12 protein-coding genes are annotated in these 16,659 nt (G+C 61.0%); 5 read left to right on the forward strand and 7 right to left on the reverse strand.

Annotation, left to right across the window (positions count from 1 at the left end):
- The 4 genes from NL64_RS10335 to NL64_RS10350 are packed head-to-tail and all read right to left on the reverse strand — an operon-like array spanning position 1 to position 7,726.
- On the reverse strand, positions 1-4,557 hold the full coding sequence (locus NL64_RS10335; RefSeq protein WP_034148032.1) for an alpha-2-macroglobulin family protein: 4,557 nt from the start codon (positions 4,555-4,557) through the stop codon (positions 1-3).
- Positions 4,554-5,219 (reverse strand): DUF1175 domain-containing protein, encoded by a 666-nt coding sequence (locus NL64_RS10340; protein WP_034148033.1) that lies wholly within the window; start codon positions 5,217-5,219, stop codon positions 4,554-4,556. Before NL64_RS10340 ends, NL64_RS10335 begins: the two co-directional genes overlap by 4 nt.
- Positions 5,189-6,901 (reverse strand): DUF2138 domain-containing protein, encoded by a 1,713-nt coding sequence (locus NL64_RS10345; protein ID WP_034148034.1) that lies wholly within the window; start codon positions 6,899-6,901, stop codon positions 5,189-5,191. The genes NL64_RS10340 and NL64_RS10345 overlap by 31 nt, the downstream gene beginning before the upstream one ends.
- A gap of 36 nt (positions 6,902-6,937) precedes the next feature.
- A complete protein-coding gene (locus tag NL64_RS10350; protein ID WP_034148035.1) occupies positions 6,938-7,726 on the reverse strand; it encodes a YfaP family protein in 789 nt (262 codons plus the stop codon).
- A gap of 278 nt (positions 7,727-8,004) precedes the next feature.
- Between NL64_RS10350 and NL64_RS10355 the strand changes: the two genes are divergently transcribed.
- From NL64_RS10355 to NL64_RS10375, 5 genes are all read left to right on the forward strand, one after another.
- Complete coding sequence (locus NL64_RS10355) at positions 8,005-9,150, forward strand: Fic family protein (protein ID WP_034148036.1); 1,146 nt, start codon at positions 8,005-8,007, stop codon at positions 9,148-9,150.
- Between the two features lie 244 nt (positions 9,151-9,394).
- A complete protein-coding gene (locus NL64_RS10360; RefSeq protein WP_007894317.1) occupies positions 9,395-9,637 on the forward strand; it encodes an exodeoxyribonuclease VII small subunit in 243 nt (80 codons plus the stop codon).
- On the forward strand, positions 9,634-10,521 hold the full coding sequence (gene ispA, locus NL64_RS10365; protein WP_034148037.1) for a (2E,6E)-farnesyl diphosphate synthase: 888 nt from the start codon (positions 9,634-9,636) through the stop codon (positions 10,519-10,521). Before NL64_RS10360 ends, ispA begins: the two co-directional genes overlap by 4 nt.
- A gap of 91 nt (positions 10,522-10,612) precedes the next feature.
- Positions 10,613-12,511 (forward strand): 1-deoxy-D-xylulose-5-phosphate synthase, encoded by a 1,899-nt coding sequence (gene dxs, locus NL64_RS10370; RefSeq protein WP_034148038.1) that lies wholly within the window; start codon positions 10,613-10,615, stop codon positions 12,509-12,511.
- A gap of 115 nt (positions 12,512-12,626) precedes the next feature.
- Positions 12,627-14,513 (forward strand): TonB-dependent receptor domain-containing protein, encoded by a 1,887-nt coding sequence (locus NL64_RS10375; RefSeq protein WP_034148039.1) that lies wholly within the window; start codon positions 12,627-12,629, stop codon positions 14,511-14,513.
- A 127-nt stretch (positions 14,514-14,640) separates the two neighbouring features.
- Here NL64_RS10375 and NL64_RS10380 read toward each other — a convergent pair whose 3' ends face one another.
- The 3 genes from NL64_RS10380 to ribA are packed head-to-tail and all read right to left on the reverse strand — an operon-like array spanning position 14,641 to position 16,474.
- Positions 14,641-15,441: a cobalamin-binding protein gene (locus tag NL64_RS10380; protein WP_034148040.1), complete on the reverse strand. Its 801-nt coding sequence runs from the start codon at positions 15,439-15,441 to the stop codon at positions 14,641-14,643.
- Entirely contained in the window at positions 15,441-15,860 is a 420-nt protein-coding gene (locus NL64_RS10385) for a hypothetical protein (protein ID WP_034148041.1), read from the reverse strand. Before NL64_RS10385 ends, NL64_RS10380 begins: the two co-directional genes overlap by 1 nt.
- Complete coding sequence (ribA, locus tag NL64_RS10390; RefSeq protein WP_034148042.1) at positions 15,857-16,474, reverse strand: GTP cyclohydrolase II; 618 nt, start codon at positions 16,472-16,474, stop codon at positions 15,857-15,859. Before ribA ends, NL64_RS10385 begins: the two co-directional genes overlap by 4 nt.
- Positions 16,475-16,659 lie beyond the last annotated feature (185 nt).

Consider the following 16,659-nt stretch of genomic DNA (forward strand, 5'->3'; position numbering starts at 1 on the left):
TCAGTGGACCGTGACCTGACCGAGCGCCGGTTTCTGCTCCTGCGCCTGATGCTGTGGCGCGTACACCTGCGTGAAGCGCGCCGGTGGCAGGTTGAATTGACCCTTCTGCGAGAAACGCACCAGATGCCGCAAGCGCAACTCGCCGCTCAGCGCATCCACCGGCACGGCATAGGCCAGTTGCCCCGGCTCGAATCGTGCTTTCTCGAGCGCTGTCGGTTCGGTGCCGGCCTTGCCCATCAGCTTGATGCCCCACGTCGTGCGCTCGACATCCGCACCCGGTGGCAGCGGCACTTCGAGCATCCCGTAGCGCAGCGGTTTAGCGGCCTTGCTGGTGAGGATCACTTCGTCCAGATACAGGCTGTCGCTGGACAACGGCTGAGTGCCGACCGCTTCGAGTTTGAAGGTGAACGCTTCATCGCCCGGCACCAGACGCGACAAGCGACGGGTGATGGTCACGGCCATCGGATCAACCGACGGTTGCCGAGTCTGGAAGCTCAACGCGGCACGCAATGGACGCTCTTGCACCCCACTCAGCGACAACACCGCTGGCACCGCTGCAGCACCCTGCCATGTCCAATACAGCTCGCCGGTATCGCCGTATTTTTTCTTCCAGCCGTCACCCGGAGCGAGTGCGATGGTCGGTGAAGCCTGTTCGATGCTGCGTTGCAACCAGGTCAGTGCCAACGCACGTTCCAGCGTCGATTGCTGCGGCAGCAAGCGTTGCAGCAACGTTTGCGCTCGGGTCTGATCGAAGGCTTGCAGCGACAGATTCAGCGCTTCTGCAAACGGCTGGGAACTGACCGCCAATCGTTGTTGAGCGTCGGCCAGTTGCCGGTTGAACGCCTCCGGCAGAGTGACCTTCGATTGCCTGGCCAAAGATGCCGTCAACGTCCGGGCAGCGGCAAGACCCAGCGCTGAATCCGGATCGCTCATGACGAGGCTGTCTTCGCCGTCTTCCATCAGATTCGCCGCGTTGCCCTCGCCTGCTTTCGCCAGATCCGCCACCAGCCCGCTGAGCAAAGTGTTCACCGGCAATTGCATCTGTTTGGCGAACGACAGGATCAGCGCCCGCTGCAACAGCGGCGTGTTTTTCGCCTGTTTCGCATAGACCTCCAGCACCCGCTGCCAATGCTCCGGCGGCAGGCTCAGCTCCAGCACTTTGCTGGCGTGCCAGTCGGCGTAATAAGCGTACGCGGTGAGAAACGCATCGGGCTCACCGTCCATGCCCCACCACGTGAAACTCGCCGACGGCCCGGCCATTTGCACCAGACGCAAGCGGCTGTTCTGCATGATCAGGCGCAAGCGGTCGCGGATCTGCGGGTTCGACGACAAGGCTGGATAAGCGATGCTCAAGGGCAGTAAACGACTGGCGGTTTGCTCGACGCCGCCATAGGGGTAGCTCAGCAGATCATCGAGCGCCGAGCGGAACAACGCTTGCGGACTGTCATCCAGACGCAGACGAATATCCGTCGCGTCCGCCGGCAAGGTCAGCGGTGTATCGCCAGTGGCAACGTCCAGGCTTTGGTTTTGCGTGACCTGCCAACCTTCGCCGGTCGCGGTCAGGTGCACGGTCAGGGCATCGGCGGTTTTGCCGTCCTCTACCAATTCCGCCGTCCACTCGCCATTGGTCAACGCAAACGCCGGCAGAGGAATGTAGTTGATGCCGCTGTTGAGCGTGACGGGAACCCGTTGTTCGCTGCCTGCGTAATGAATCACCAGCTCAGCCTTGACCGGGTTTTGCGCCTGACTGAACGCGAACACGCCGAGATCCGGTTTGTCGCCCGTGCGGAATTTACTCGGCCCGCTCCACTTCAGGTACAGCGGTTTTTCCGAACGCACGAACTGCTTTTTCTGCCCGACCTGACCGTCATCGGCGATCGCCCGCGCAGTGATGCGCCAGCGGGTCAACGAGTCGGGCATCTTGAAGGTGAAACGGGTTTTGCCATTGGCGTCGGTCAGCAATTCCGGCTGCCATGCAGCGGTGTCGACGTCTTCGCGACGCGGCCGCTCCAGTACCTTTACGCCGCGCTCGCTGCGGTTGGCTTTGCCCGGCGCACCAGGGCTGCCCGGCAGCGCCACGTCGTAGCTGATGAACGACAGACTGGCGCTGGTGCGCACGTTGTTGCGGCGCGGATGATAGAAGAACTGGTCGATGGTCGGCGCGACCTCCGGTTGCAACGCGTAAACCATTTCGTCGACCACGCTGACCGTCAGGTGCGCCGGAATCGGTTTGCCGGCGAATTGCGTGCTCAGGTCCACCGACACGGTGTCGCCGGGTTGATAGGTCTCTTTATCGGTCGCGATGGCTACGTCGATTTGCGGCGTGATCACCTTGATACCGGCGTTCTGGAAGCTGTACTGACCGCCCTTGGTGTACAGCACCGAGAACGTCAGGTTCGGCGCAAAACTGTTCTTCACCGCAATGCGCGCGCGGTATTGGGTGTCGCTGAGTTTTTCCATCTTCAGCCAGTCGCCGCCCTTGGACAGCAGCGCGGTGGCCTCGACCTTGTCGCGTTCCAGTGACAGCAGTGCATCGCTGATCGGCTCGGGGAAGGTGATCAGCGCCAGCGCTTCATCGCCGGCCTCGTACTCGGGTTTGTCGAGGACGATTTCCACCGTGCCGGGCACTGCTTTGACGCCGTCGCCGGTTACTGAATGACCGGTGGCGCCGAGGGTACGGCCATGGTCATCCTTGAGCGTCAGGTTGTAGGTGCCGGGACGATCGAAGGCCAGTGTGAAGGCCTTATCGGTGGCGGCCAGTTTGCCTTCGCCGGCGCTCTGATCTTCCAGGCGTACCCAGCCGTAGCTGCTCGGCGTAACCGCTTGATTCTCACCTTCGCCGACGTAGCTGAACGCCACTTTGTCGCCCACCGCACTGAAGCGCTGCGGCGCACTCAAGCGGAAATTCGCCGCACCGCGATCGATGAGGATTTCCTTGGTGGTCTTGACCCGATACGCCGCGCCATCGCTGGCGAATACGGTGAGCATGTAGCGGCTCGGGTTCTCCGCGGCCGGCAGGTCGAGGGTCGCATTGCCCTTGGCGTCGGTAGTGAGTTCAGTGCTGGTCAGTTCCACCGGGAATTGCCCGAGGTATTGCAGCTCGTTGTCGACCATCGACAGTTGCTGGGCGCGCAGGCTCAGGCTCAACTTGGCGTTGGCCACCGGTTTACCGTCCGGATAGAGCAGCACCAGATTGCCCTTCACCGGCTCGCCGGTGCGGTAATCCTGCTTGGCCAGGTTCAGCGAGATTTCGAAGTGCGGCTTGATGTACTCGGCCACGCGGAAGGCGCTGCTGTAGACCTGATCTTTGTAGCTGAAGCGCAACTCATAACCGCCGGCTATCGCATTGTCCGGCAACTGGAAACGACCTTGAGTACCGGCCTTGGAATCGAGTTTCAGCGCCAACGATTGCAGCGCCGTGCCGGTCGCATCCAGCACCGTGCCATTGACGTCGGCAGCCGTTGGCTGCACCGAATCGCGGGCATTCTTGAACTCGCGGCCGACGATTTTCAGCGACACCCAATCCCCCGGCCGATACAGCGGCCGGTCGGTGAAGGCATAGAGTTTGGTGTCGTAGATTTCGCTGTCGTAGTAGAAGTTTTCCGAGACGAAAACACCGCCCTCTTCGTCTTCGCCGATCACGAACGAGCGCTCGGGGCTCACGTGTTTCAGACGCAGCAAACCATCGGTATCGGTGGCGCCGCTGCTCATCACGCCGAGGCCATCGGTCCACAGCACATTGACCTTGGGCACCGAACTGCCTTCGTGTTTGCGCGCGGCCCACACCAGCAATTCATCGCCGGCAATCTTGCTCACGGCCACGGTGTTGGAGACGAAGACCATGGTGGTCGCGCGGTACTTGCCGATCAGCGCTTCCACCAAGTACAGACCCGGTTTCAGGTTGCCCAACGGGATGTAGACGTTACCCGGCGCGACGCTGACGAACTCACTGGAAGAACCGGCGAGGTTCACGCCTTCGGGCGGCTGGATCGGCTTCGCTTGCCACAGCGGATAGCGAAACTGGCTGACCACCGGCAGGCCCGGAATCAGTGCGAATTGCGGTTGCGCGTCATAGGGCGTTGGCGCGACCATGGCGGCGCCCATCTTCAGTTCCGGTACTTCCTCGGTGACCTGTTTGCGCGACTCGTAGTTGAACGCCCGCTGCATCACGCGACGGGATTTGCGATACCAGTTGTCCCACAAGTACGCGAGCGTGTTCGACAGCCCTTCACCCTTGAACTGGCCGTCACTCACTACGCGGTGCAGGTTCTTCTGGCGCTTGAGGAAGTCCAGCGGCTTGTCGATTCGATACACCCGAATGTCGGCGCCGCCGTAGGGTTCCATGCGGAACCGGCGATAGTCGCGACCCGGTGCTTCAAGTCGCACCATCGCCTGTTCGTCGCTGGCAAAACTGCTGTCTGCCAGCAGGAAAAAACTTTCACCGGCCACCGGCGTATAGCCACTCGGCTCGACCGTGTCTTCGGCATGGACCGTCGACAAAGGCAGCAGCACTACCAACAGCAGAGGCAGGAAACGCAACATGCGGGCACCGATCATTGGGCGAGAAAATTCAGTCGATAGACGCCGATGAAGTTGGGGTTGGCTGCATCGGGTATCCATCGGGTGTCCTTCCATGTCATGAGTTGTTGCAGGCTTGCGGAGCGCATGCCGTTGTCGGTGGGTGTGGTGGTGCCGGTGTGATAGGCGATGTAGCGGCCCATCCAGATCATCAGGTGCTGGTCGTCGCCCTGATCGAAAAACATGAGGTCGCCAGGTCTCGCTTGAGACACATCGCGGCTGACCAGCTGGCTATTGAACTGGATCAATTTGATCGCGTTGACGTACGGCCCGACCTTGCCGCCGCCCTGCTGCCATTGCTGGGCGAGGCCGCGCTGGGCATCGCTCAGTTGCAGATCCGGCGGCAGGTAGCGATTGGACAGGCCATTGCTGCGCAGCCATTTTTCGTCATGGACTTTCAGCGCTTCGTTGGCGGCAAAACGCACCAGCCCCGCGCAGTCCTGCTGATACCAGCGCGGGCTCGGGCCCTGGCTCAGTTGCTCTTGGGCGATGCGCACGAACCAGGCGCGGAATACCTGGGATTGCTGCGGGTCGAGCGCTGGTGTTTCCATGGCGAACGCGCGACTGCCCAGCAGCAATGCCAGCAGGCCGAGGCTTCGGATCAGTGCCGTCACAGCGCTTTCCACTCCAGCGGCAACCATTGCCAATGACCATCCGGCTCGCTGCCTTCGGGGAGTGTCAGGGCGTATTTTCCGTAACCGCCAAGCTTGCGCAATTTCGGGATCAGGTAGGTTTGCGCGGCGTTGTAGAACACCGGCTCCATGTCCTGCGGCAGGCTGTCGAGGGTTTCCTGCTGCATCAGTTGCGCCATGGAATCCGGACCGAAGTAGACCGGCATCAGCAGGTCTTTGGGCACCACATCGGCCATTGGCGGGAAGCGTTTGTCGAGGGTGCCGAGGGCCTTGTCCACAAGCCTGTCGTCGAGGGAAAACAGCAGCGTCGAACCGTGACGCGCCAGGCTCACACGCATGAAAGCCTTGCCGGTAATTGCGTCAGGACTCTCGGCGTCCTTGGCTTTGTAAGGGCCGAAGTTGGAACTGACCTGACGCTGCCATTGGTGAGTTTCGCCTTCCTGTTTCTCGACCACGGGAAACGCATGCTCATCGACCTTGGCTTCATAGGCACCCACCATCGAGCCAAACAACTTGCCCAGATCGCCATCGAGTTTGGCGCTGTCCTTGTCATTCAGGCTGGCCACCAGCAGCGGCGTATACAGCCGCGAATCGGCGTACCAGCACAGACCGGCAGCACCGGCCATGTGATCGGTGAGCGCCTGGGCCACGGTTTCTTCGGCGCCGAGTTTCACCAGCAGCGGCTTCTGTTGTTCGGCGGCCAGCGGCAGGGCCACGCAAGCGCTGGCGCCCATCGGCATGGCTTGCCAGATTGGCTTGAAATCGAAGTCCGGTTGATCGTCCAGTTCATCCATGGCGAGGAAGCTGTGCCAGCCTTTGTCGTCCATGTCGAAACGCAAGCCAGCGAAGTTCGGGATGAAGCGCTGGTAACCCATCGCCAACACACTGGCATTGACCGAGAGCCGTTGCCTCACCTCAGGCGTGCGAGGTTGCAGACCGAAGGCTTCGGGGAACAATTTGTCGCCGTTGAGCAGTGCGGCGATGGCTTGGGTCGAGACGCCGCCCGACTCCTGCGTCGCGCCACTTTGCGGATCGTAAAGTCTGGTCGGGTTCGACAGCACCACCAGTTTGTCGCCATGGGAGGCGAACAGCAGTGCCTTGCTGGCGTTGTAGGTGAGTTGATAGAGCGCCACGTCATCGGCGCCGACTTTCACGTCCGCGATTTTGCTCAGCTGCGAATCATCCAGCGCCACTTTCGCCAGCGGCTCCAAGACTTTGGCCAGCCCACCGCGATCCATCACCAGCAGGAAATCCTTGAGCCGGCCATCCGCCCCGCGCCACAGCGCCACGTCCGCCGGTTGATCGAATAGCTGCTCGATCAAGCTGTCCTGCAGCTTCAGGTCATGCTCGTAAATGATCCGCCGCAGACTGCCAATCAGCCCGAGGCGATCGGCATGGGTTTCGTAATAGAAGACGAAATCCTCAGTCAGGGTTTCCTTGAGGAACGGCACCGCCAACAGGTCCTTGGGCAATTGGCTCAAGGAGTGGGTTTCGAGCAAGCCATCGGGGCGGCTCATGCCGAGTTTTTCCGCCGCCAGTTGCGGAGCGGGTGCCTTGCTTTTTTGCATGAACCAGCCCATGCCAGCAGCCACGCCTGCCACCAGACACAACCCTGCCACGATGGCCGGCCAGCGGCGGGACGGCTTGGCGCTCGGTGTTTCGGCAGCCGGGGAAACAGTGTTATCGCTCATTTCACAAAACCCGATGTCATCCGTGGTGCGGGATGCTTAATAGTTGAAAGTCTTGACCAGCAGCAGATCACCGATCGCGCGCAGGGGCACGGTGAAGGTTTCGCGTTTTTCGTCGACGGTGTTTTCGTTGAGGACCAGGTTGATTTGCGAGGTGATCACCTCGTTCTGGTTGCTGGTCTCATCGAAGTTATAGCCGCCGCTGCCGAAGTTGCCCCAATAGTTGACGTAAACCAGATAGGTGCCATGCAACGGCGCGGTCATGGTGAACATTTCCGGGCCGGGTCCGTCGACGCCGTCCGGATCGAGGCCACCTCCGTTGGTCAGCGCCGAGTGAGCCCAGAACGCGTGTTGGCCGTCCGGGGTAACGATGTGCAGGTCGAGCTCGGCCTTGGGGTCATCCCAGCCCAGCACCACGCGAATCCGCGCCGGCGTGCGCAGGTTGTTGGCTTCATAAAATTGAACGCGCTTGAGCGACTGGCCTTCGCCACTGCGTACTTCGACACTGTTCGAACCGGCACCGAACGCGTACGGCCGGGCGAAACGCCCCTGGTCGTCGGTGTACAGGTTCAAGGGATTGCCGTTGACCGCCAATGTGTGCGGCCCGCGCTGATTGCCAATGGCCTTGAGCTGGCCCTGGATCATCGTGCGATTACGCTGCACGCCCCGGTCGATGGGTGGCGTGGGATAGGCGACTTGCGGGTTTTCCGTGCGGTCCAGCAAGCCGTTGTAGCGCCAGCCGCCTACCGGTTCCGATAATTCGGCACTCGGCGCGGCCAGAACCGGCATGCAAGCCAACCCGATCAGCAGCAAAAGAAATGAGCGCATGTGATGCCTCCTGCCATGCCTGACGAAACCTTGCGCCTGATCCTAGGCGCGTTGCAGATGCGAAGACTGCGTTTCGTCTGAAAGACCCATGACTGTCGGGTCGTATTGGCCGCGAAGGTTAGACGCTGCGGCGGTTCCTCACAATCAGATACATCTGAAAATGCGTTGGCAATCACGTCGCGACTGGACTGTGAGCCGAATAAGCCGCATATTCGGCTCGCTATATGAGCCGAATAGCCATTCTAATTGGCTTACTCAATTCGAGGTTAGCGATCTCAATGGCACCTTTTTGGATCTGGCAGCAGCCCGATTGGCCGAATTTCACTTGGCACGCCGAACAATTGGCGCCGCTTCTGCGCAACTGCGTTCAGGCACAAGGTCGATTGATGGGCATGGCCAGTTCCGTGGGGACTTCGCTCAGCGCCCAGAGTGAGCTGGACGCATTGCTGCAAAACATTGTCACCTCGTCCGCGATTGAAGGTGAGCAATTGAACGTCGGCTCAGTACGTTCTTCATTGGCGCGCCGCTTGGGGCTGGAGCTGACCGACGGCAATACCGTCAGCCAGCGCAGCGAAGGCCTTGCGCAGTTGATGCTCGATGCGACGCAACAGTTCGCCCAGCCACTGACGCTGGAACGATTGCTCGATTGGCACGAGTGGTTGTTTTCCGATCAAGACACCGACCTCGCCACCCGGCGCATCCGAGTGGGCGCATTGCGCGGCGATGACCCAGTGCAAGTGGTGTCCGGTCGGCTAGACAGGCCGACCGTTCACTTCGAAGCGCCGCCGCGCCAGGGGCTTGAGCGTCAACTCGAGAGATTTCTCAGCTGGTTCGACAGTAGCCGAAATCTGGCGGGGCTCGATCCGCTGCTGCGGGCCGGGATCGCGCATTTCTGGTTCGTCACGCTGCACCCTTTCGATGACGGCAATGGTCGACTGACGCGCACAATCACCGACCTTGCACTGGCCCAGGGCGAGGATCAGGCGATCCGTTTCTACGCCATGTCGTCGAGCATCCTGGAAGATCGCTCCGGCTATTACCGCATACTGGAAAACAGTCAGAAATCTACCCTGGACATCACTCAATGGCTGGAGTGGTTTCTACAGACCTTGCTACGCAGCTTGCAGCAGGCCATGGCTCGGATCGAATCGGTGTTGGGCAAAGCGCGATTCTGGCAGGCGCATCGGGAGTCTGAACTGTCGACTGAACAGACCAAGGTACTCAGTCGCCTACTGGATGGCGGGGAGCGCGGATTCGAAGACGGGATCAGCGCGTCTCAGTATCAAGCCGTGGCAAAGGTATCTAAAGCGACCGCAACCCGTCATCTGGCCGAACTGCTGGATAAGGGCTGCCTGCAACGCCTGCCCGGTGGCGGTCGCAGTACTCGCTACCGAATTCACTATCCATATGACTCAACACCATAATCCCGGTCAACGCTGAACCCTGTGGCGAGGGAGCTTGCTCCCGCGCGGCTGCGAAGCAGTCGCAAAACCATTGCATGCGGCATGTCAGCTAAAACTGTTGTGCCCTTTTGGGGCCCCTGCGCAACCCAGCGGGAGCAAGCTCCCTCGCCACAGGGTTTAGCTGCCAAATCACCCCGCTCATTTGCCCATAAACCCCATGTCTGCTAGTGTCGCGCCGGTTTAACGTCAACCGGAAATCGCCGCCATGGCCCGCAAAAAAGCTGCACTGGATTTCGAACAATCCCTCGCTGACCTGCAAACGCTGGTCGAGCGTCTGGAGAATGGTGAATTGTCGCTGGAAGACTCGTTGACCGCTTTCGAGCAGGGCATCGGTCTGACCCGCGATTGCCAGGCGGCGCTGGCCCAGGCCGAGCAAAAGGTTCAGGTGCTGCTCGAACGTGATGGCGAGTTGGCCGAGGAACCCTTCGACGCGGACCAGCCAGAATGATTGCAGCGTATTCGGCGACCAGCCAGGCCCGGGTCAATGCGGCGCTGGAAACCCTGTTCACCGCCCCGAGCCCTGAGCTGGCGCGGTTGTACGAAGCCATGCGTTACAGCGTGATGAACGGCGGCAAGCGCGTTCGTCCATTGCTGGCCTACGCGGCCTGCGAAGCGCTGGGTGGCAAGCCCGAGCAAGCCAACGGCGCAGCCTGCGCCGTAGAGCTGATCCACGCCTACTCGCTGGTGCACGACGATTTGCCGGCCATGGATGATGACGATTTACGTCGCGGCCAGCCGACCACCCACAAGAAATTCGATGAAGCCTGCGCGATCCTCGCCGGCGACGGCTTGCAGAGCCTGGCGTTCAGCGCCCTGCTCGACTCGCGCCTGAGCAATGCCGATGCAGAGATTCGCCTGCAAATGGTCAGCGCTCTGGCGCTGGCGGCCGGCCCGGCGGGCATGGTTGGCGGTCAAGCGATCGACCTCGGTTCGGTCGGTCTGAAGCTCGATCAGAAAGCCCTCGAATACATGCACAGGCACAAAACCGGCGCGCTGATCGAGGCCAGCGTCAAACTCGGCGCCCTGGCCAGCGGCCGTGCCGAGAAAGATGAACTGAAATCCTTGCAGAGTTATGCACAGGCCATCGGCCTGGCATTTCAGGTCCAGGACGACATTCTTGACGTCGAAAGCGATACCGAAACCCTTGGCAAACGCCAGGGCGCCGACATCGCCCGCGACAAGCCGACCTACCCGGCCCTGCTTGGTCTCGACGCCGCCAAGGCCTACGCCCTGGAACTGCGTGACCAGGCCCTGCACGCGCTGCGACCGTTTGACGCGGCGGCCGAGCCGTTGCGTGATCTGGCCCGGTATATCGTCGAGCGCCGCAGCTGACGGCGTATCCGCCAAAAAAGACCAACGCGTGGGCAGGGGCCGATGCATCAGGTAAACTGCCGCATCTTTTATACCTATAACGATTCGCCTGATGCCCACGACGTTTCATGAGATTCCCCGCAAGCGCCCGACCACGCCCCTGCTCGACCGCGCGAACACGCCGGACGGCCTGCGCCGGTTAGGCGAAGCCGAGCTGGAAACCCTGGCCGATGAGTTGCGCCTGGAATTGCTCTACACGGTCGGTCAGACCGGTGGGCATTTTGGTGCCGGCCTGGGCGTGATCGAGCTGACCATCGCGCTGCATTACGTCTTCGACACCCCGGACGACCGGCTGGTGTGGGACGTGGGTCATCAGGCTTATCCGCACAAGATCCTCACCGGTCGTCGCGACCGCATGGGCACCCTGCGCCAGAAGGACGGCATTGCCGCCTTCCCGCGTCGCTCCGAGAGCGAGTACGACACCTTTGGCGTCGGCCACTCCAGCACTTCGATCAGTGCCGCGCTGGGCATGGCGATTGCCGCCCGCCTGCAAAACAGTGATCGCAAGGCGATTGCGGTGATCGGCGACGGCGCGTTGACCGCCGGCATGGCCTTCGAGGCGCTGAACCATGCGCCGGAAGTGAATGCCAACATGCTGGTGATCCTCAACGACAACGACATGTCGATCTCGCGCAACGTCGGCGGGCTGTCGAACTATCTGGCGAAAATCCTTTCCAGCCGCACCTACGCGAGCATGCGCGAGGGCAGCAAAAAAGTGCTGTCGCGCCTGCCCGGTGCCTGGGAAATCGCCCGTCGTACCGAAGAATATGCCAAAGGCATGCTGGTTCCCGGCACGCTGTTCGAAGAGCTGGGCTGGAACTACATCGGCCCGATCGATGGCCACGACCTGCCGACCCTGATCGCCACCCTGCGCAACATGCGCGATCTGAAAGGCCCGCAGTTCCTGCACATCGTCACCAAGAAAGGCAAAGGCTTCGCCCCGGCGGAAGTCGACCCGATCGGTTACCACGCCATCACCAAACTCGAACCACTGGATGCTCCTGCCGCCGCGCCGAAAAAAGCCAGCGGTCCGAAGTATTCCGGCGTGTTCGGCGAATGGCTGTGCGACATGGCCGCGGCTGATCCGCGTCTGGTCGGGATTACCCCGGCGATGAAGGAAGGCTCCGACCTGGTGGCCTTCAGCGAACGCTTCCCGCTGCGCTACTTTGACGTGGCGATTGCCGAGCAGCACGCAGTGACCCTCGCCGCCGGCATGGCCTGCGAAGGCGCGAAACCGGTAGTGGCGATCTATTCGACCTTCCTGCAACGCGGTTACGACCAGTTGGTGCATGACGTCGCTGTGCAAAACCTCGACGTGCTGTTCGCCATTGATCGCGCCGGCCTGGTGGGTGAAGACGGCCCGACCCACGCTGGCAGCTTCGATTTGTCGTTCCTGCGTTGTATCCCCGGCATGCTGGTGATGACCCCGAGCGACGAAAACGAACTGCGCAAAATGCTCACCACCGGCCATCTGTACGAAGGTCCGGCGGCTGTGCGTTATCCGCGTGGCAACGGCCCGAATGCGACCATCGAGAAAGACCTCGAGCCAATCGAGATCGGCAAGGGTGTGGTGCGTCGTCAGGGCAACAAAGTCGCCCTGCTGGTGTTCGGCGTGCAACTGGCCGAAGCGCTGAAAGTCGCCGAGACGCTGGATGCCACCGTGGTCGACATGCGTTTCGTCAAACCCCTCGACGAAGAACTGGTACGCAAAATCGCCGCCAGTCACGAGTTGCTGGTGACCGTCGAAGAAAACGCGATCATGGGCGGTGCCGGTGGAGCGGTCAGTGAGTTCCTCGCTCGCGAGAATATTCTCAAGTCGATGCTGCACCTGGGCTTGCCGGACATCTACGTCGAACACGCCAAGCCTGCGCAGATGCTGGCCGAGTGCGGGCTGGATGAGGCCGGGATCGAGGCATCGATCCGCGCGCGCCTGCAACTGCTCAACCTGTAACCCGATCTCACCCCTGTAGGAGCCGGCTTGCTGGCGATGGCGTTTTCAAGGACGCCATCGCCAGCAAGCCGGCTCCTACAGGGACTGTGTACTCCTTCGCTTTCACGAATAAATTATGAAACTCTCTCGCCTCGCCCTGACGCTGACTCTTCTGCCGTCCGGCCCCCTGCTGGCCGACTCCTTCGAACGCGACCAGGCCCTGAAGCTGCCGGACGTACTGATCAGCGCCAACCGTCAGGTCGAGGCACGCAATGACAGCAGCGCCGCCAACACCGTGTTCACTCGTGAAGACATCGACCGACTGCAACCAAACAGCGTCACCGACCTGCTACGTCGCGTACCGGGCGTGCAAATCGCGCAAACCGGCGGCCGTGGCAGCCTGCCGGGGGTGTATATCCGTGGCACCCAATCGGCCCAGAGTCTGGTGCTGGTGGACGGACAACGGATCGGCAACTCGACGTCCGGCGACAGCAACCTGCAACACATCAATATCGAACAGGTCGAGCGCGTGGAAGTGCTGCGCGGTTCCCGTTCAGCGATTTACGGCAGCGATGCGATTGGCGGGGTGATCCAGATCTTCACCCGGCGCGGCGGCGAACAAGGCCTGCAACCCCGAATGCACGTAGGTTTTGGCAGCAACCAGACTTGGGAGCGTAGCGTCGGTTTGTCCGGCGGCGATGCGCAGACCCGCTTCAACCTCGGCGCCAGCCTCGATGAAACCGCTGGGATCGACCGCACTCATGAGTCCTATCCCAGCGACAGCGATCACGACGCGTACCGTAATAAATCGTTCAGCCTGAGCCTCAGCCATGCCTTGACCGATGACATTGAAATCGGCGCCAACGTGCTGGATAACCGCGGCAAAAGTGAATACGACAACCCGTTCGGCCGCTTCGACCTGAATACCTTCGAGTCAGTCCAGGAGCAGCCGTACAACAAATTCGATGTGAGCAGCGTCAGCAGCTATGTGGACGCGCGGGTCAATGACCTGTGGAAAACCCGGATCGAATTCGGCCACAGCGAAAACCGCGAGAAAACCTTCGACAAACTCAGCGATGAACGCAGCGTGTTCAACACCTACCGCGACTCGGTAACGTGGCAGAACGATCTGAAGCTCAATGAACGCAACAGCTTGATCCTCGGCGGCGACTGGTACGAAGACCGGGTCAACAGCACCACGGACTTCGACGAAGACAGCCGCTGGAACCGCGCGGCGTTTATCCAGCATCGCTTTCAGACCGACAGTTTCTCCACCGAACTGGGCCTGCGCCGCGACCAGAACCAGCAGTTCGGCGGCCAGAACAGCTGGAGCGGCACCCTCACCTTGCCGATGAACCCGGACAACGACGTGCTGCTGAGCTACAGCGAAGGCTTCCGCGCGCCGACCTTCAACGACTTGTACTACCCGGACTTCAGCAACCCGGACCTGAAGCCTGAAACCTCAAAAAGCTATGAGCTGCAATGGCGCAGTCAGCTGACTGAGAACAGTCGCCTCGAAGCTTCGCTGTACCGCACGGACCTGGAAGACGCGATCATCTTCGGTAGCAACTCGCGCCCGCAGAACGTCGCCTCGGCACGGATCAACGGCTTCGAAGCGGCGTTGAAGCAGGAACTGTTCGGCTGGCAGAGCAACCTTGGCGTGGCGATCATCGACCCGCGTGACCGCGACACCGGCCATACCTTGGCCCGTCGGGCTCGACGTACATTGAGCTGGGATCTGGACCGACAGTTTGACCGGTTGGGCTTGGGTGCGAGCTGGCAAGCGGTGAGCAGCAGCTATGACGACCTGAACAATCAGCAGCCATTGGGTGGTTATGCGTTGCTGGGGCTGCGCAGCAGTTGGGAGCTCAACCGCGAGATCAAACTGGAACTGAAGGTCGATAACCTGCTGGACAAGGATTACAGCCGGGCGTTGTACAGCCATGAAGGCAGCCAATATGGGTATCGCGAGGAAGGTCGGGCATGGATGTTTGGGGTGACGTGGACACCTGAAGTCCGCTGAGATCACCTGTAGGAGCTGCCGCAGGCTGCGATCTTTTGATCTTGATCCTCGGCGCTTTCGAATCTGTCAAAAGCAAGATCAAAAGATCGCAGCCTTCGGCAGCTCCTACAGGGGGCGGGGTGCCATCTCAGCGCTCTGGTGCGATCAACTCGCACAACTTGGCCGTCGCCTCGATCATCTGCCCGCTCGGCCGCTCCAGGCCTTTGTCCGTCACCAGCCGCAATTGCCCCTGCTCCACTGCTCTCACCTGCGGCCACGCCTTCCACGCATCCAACTGCGCCTGATCACTGGCCAGAATCACTTCGGGATTACGCTGCAGCACCGCTTCCACACTGATTTGCGGCGCCGGGAGTGTCAGGTCATCAAACACGTTTTTCGCCCCGCACACTTCCAGCGCATCGCTGATGATCTGCCCGCCACCAACGGTGTACAACGGTCGATCCCAGACCTGATAGAACACCCGCAACGGCTGATCCCGGCGGTAGCGTTGGCGCAGATCATCCAGCCGCTGACGCAAACCCGCCGCCAGTGAAGCCCCACGCTCAGGCCGCCCGAGCTGCTTGGCTATCGCCTCAATCTGCGCAGTGAGCTGTTCCAAGTTGTGGGGTTCGGCGACGTAGGTCGGGATGTTCAAGCGCTTGAGTTGTTCACGCTGGGCCGGGCCGACGCTGCCGGGCCAGAGCAGCAGTAAATCCGGCTTCAGGCTGAGCAGTCGCTCCATGTCCAACTGGCCGTAGCGGCCAACGGATGGCAGGTTCTTGAGTTGCACAGGACGCTCACCAGCATCCAGCACACCCACCAAAAGATCCGCAGAGTCCAGCTCGACAACGATTTCAGAGAGGGACGGCGCGAGGCTGACCACCCGTTCGACTGCCGCTGCCGAGCCGCTGACGGCCAGCAGCAAAACCGCCAGCCAGACAGGACGCATCAGCCGAGTTGACGCGGGATACGGTAGAGGTAAAACAGCACGGTGGTCGACAGCGCCAGCAGGAACAGCGGCACTGCTTCGAGGCCGACGAACACCGCCAATGCACCGATCCATGCTGGCAAACCGGCAGCAAGAAATGCCGTACGACGCTTGGCCGCCAGGCTGATCCAGGCGGCGGGTTCTTCAGGGGTATCGAGGGCTTTCTGGGTGGCGATCAATGCATGCTTGTAGCCACCGAAAAATTTCAGGCTGACAAACATCGAAGCCACACCGGCGATGAACAACGGCATCGCCAGCACCGGCAAGATAGCCTCGCCCTGGCCGAACACGCCGTTGATCACGAACAGCGGCACCAAGGCCAGCGCCAGGTATTGCCACCAGTTGACGGACAGTCGACGCCGCACCTGACCGCGGGTCACGCCCGGCCTACCTCGCCCTGATGTTCGTTGCCCATCATGTGGTCGAGTTTGCTGGCCTTGGTCGCCAGGTAGAGTTTGTTGTGCGGGTTATGGCCGGTGTGCAACGGCACGCGCTCGGCGACCACGATACCCATATCGGTCAAGGCCTTGACCTTGCGTGGGTTGTTGGTCATCAGGCGCAGGGACTTAACGCCCAGATGTTCCAGCATCGGCAGGCACATGGCGTAATCACGCTGGTCGGCGGCAAAACCCAGGCGCTCGTTGGCTTCGACGGTGTCGGCACCGCCATCCTGCAGCTCATACGCGCGGATCTTGTTCAGCAGGCCAATGCCACGGCCTTCCTGACGCAAGTACAGCAATACGCCGCGACCTTCGCGGGCAATGGCTTGCAACGCGGCTTCGAGTTGCGAACCGCAGTCGCAACGCTGGCTGAACAAGGCATCGCCCGTCAGGCATTCGGAGTGCAACCGGCCGAGTACCGGGGCACCGTCGGCGATCTCACCCAGGCTCAGCACGACGTGCTCGCGGCCGGTGGCTTCATCGAGAAAGCCGTGCATGGTGAATTGCGCAAAAGGCGTTGGCAGCTTGGAAGCGGCGACAAAAACGACAGGCACCGGTGTGCTCCTGATCTAAAGAGTCTGAAGATTCGCAGGCCGGCATTGTAACAGCAGGTTCCTGACGACGCTTAGGCTGAATTATCGGCGATAACTATCAAAAAGTTTGATGTCCACCCTGATTACACCATCCCCTGTGGGAGCGAGCCTGCTCGCGATAGCGGTGTGTCAGACAAATATTCGTC

The organism is Pseudomonas fluorescens, from assembly GCF_000802965.1.
GTDB classification, from domain to species: domain Bacteria; phylum Pseudomonadota; class Gammaproteobacteria; order Pseudomonadales; family Pseudomonadaceae; genus Aquipseudomonas; species Aquipseudomonas fluorescens_A.

What these genes read in the sequence shown, in the direction of transcription:
- NL64_RS10360 (WP_007894317.1), top strand. Translation starts at nt 9,395, where the DNA reads ATGGCCCGCAAAAAAGCTGCACTGGATTTCGAACAATCCCTCGCTGAC.
- dxs (WP_034148038.1), top strand. Translation starts at nt 10,613, where the DNA reads ATGCCCACGACGTTTCATGAGATTCCCCGCAAGCGCCCGACCACGCCC.
- NL64_RS10340 (WP_034148033.1), bottom strand. Translation starts at nt 5,219, where the DNA reads ATGGTTGCCGCTGGAGTGGAAAGCGCTGTGACGGCACTGATCCGAAGC.
- NL64_RS10350 (WP_034148035.1), bottom strand. Translation starts at nt 7,726, where the DNA reads ATGCGCTCATTTCTTTTGCTGCTGATCGGGTTGGCTTGCATGCCGGTT.
- NL64_RS10335 (WP_034148032.1), bottom strand. Translation starts at nt 4,557, where the DNA reads ATGATCGGTGCCCGCATGTTGCGTTTCCTGCCTCTGCTGTTGGTAGTG.
- NL64_RS10380 (WP_034148040.1), bottom strand. Translation starts at nt 15,441, where the DNA reads ATGCGTCCTGTCTGGCTGGCGGTTTTGCTGCTGGCCGTCAGCGGCTCG.
- NL64_RS10355 (WP_034148036.1), top strand. Translation starts at nt 8,005, where the DNA reads ATGGCACCTTTTTGGATCTGGCAGCAGCCCGATTGGCCGAATTTCACT.
- NL64_RS10345 (WP_034148034.1), bottom strand. Translation starts at nt 6,901, where the DNA reads ATGAGCGATAACACTGTTTCCCCGGCTGCCGAAACACCGAGCGCCAAG.
- ispA (WP_034148037.1), top strand. Translation starts at nt 9,634, where the DNA reads ATGATTGCAGCGTATTCGGCGACCAGCCAGGCCCGGGTCAATGCGGCG.
- NL64_RS10375 (WP_034148039.1), top strand. Translation starts at nt 12,627, where the DNA reads ATGAAACTCTCTCGCCTCGCCCTGACGCTGACTCTTCTGCCGTCCGGC.